This is a genomic window from Bacillus sp. TL12 (assembly GCF_022625245.1).
GTDB lineage: Bacteria > Bacillota > Bacilli > Bacillales > Bacillaceae_G > Bacillus_A.
Genome location: NZ_JAJJBY010000175.1, coordinates 1 through 785 on the forward strand (window position 1 = coordinate 1; position 785 = coordinate 785).

Below are 785 nucleotides of genomic sequence, written 5' to 3' on the forward strand. Positions count from 1 at the left end.
TCCAATCAGCAAGAGCTTGATGTCAAATAAACTTCTAATACTCATGACTTCCCCCTTATACACAATGTTATTTAACCAAATTATACCATTCGGAAAGAGCGATGTATTGTTTTTTGGGGTTGTATATTCTATACATGCTCGGTTAACATAACGCATCATTATTGGTATTTGTTTAAAAAATATACACTCAATAACATGGTATAATATGGATATTAAATCTTTTTGAAAGAGGGATAATAATGATAAAGAGAGGACTCATTTCAGGAATACTCCTATTACTTATCATATCTGTAGTAGCTTATTTTAGTCGAGATTGGAGCTACATTTATTATGTATGTGGAACTTTTGGATTAATTAGTATTGTGTTAGCTGTAGCTTACTTCATTGATAGCTTAATTTTAGGTAATAGAGGAACTCTATTTTCGAAAAAGGAAACACGTAAAATTGGTCGTATTGACCAATCAAAAGGTTTTTTAATAATGGCTATTCCAAATCTTATAGCAGCACTAGTTTACATCGTTATTTAATGTATATCGTATACAAATCTAGTTACCATAACATAAAATTATTGGTAGCTAGGAAAAAGGCGCCCCCTTACTCTCACAAGGGATCCGCTTTTTTTTGTTCTATGACTCTATGCATCTTTTTATACATTCCTATTCTGGTGCGCCTTTTGGCTTCCCTATAGTTCCCGGTGTCTCCCGATTTTTTGCATAAAATCTTGCATGCTCTTAGCGTGGTTTTTTTCCAAAATGCTGGCGGTACCCCATATAGGGGTCCCACCC

General features: G+C 34.1%; 1 protein-coding gene. It reads left to right on the plus strand.

Going from position 1 to position 785, the window contains the following annotated elements; translation table 11 throughout:
- Positions 1-239 precede the first annotated feature (239 nt).
- Positions 240-527, plus strand: coding sequence for a DUF5316 family protein (locus LOK41_RS28335; RefSeq protein ID WP_241819405.1), 288 nt, complete (start codon positions 240-242; stop codon positions 525-527).
- Positions 528-785: the final 258 nt, after the last annotated feature.

Coding starts and splice junctions, on each gene's coding strand:
- LOK41_RS28335 (WP_241819405.1), top strand. CDS start 240: ATGATAAAGAGAGGACTCATTTCAGGAATACTCCTATTACTTATCATA.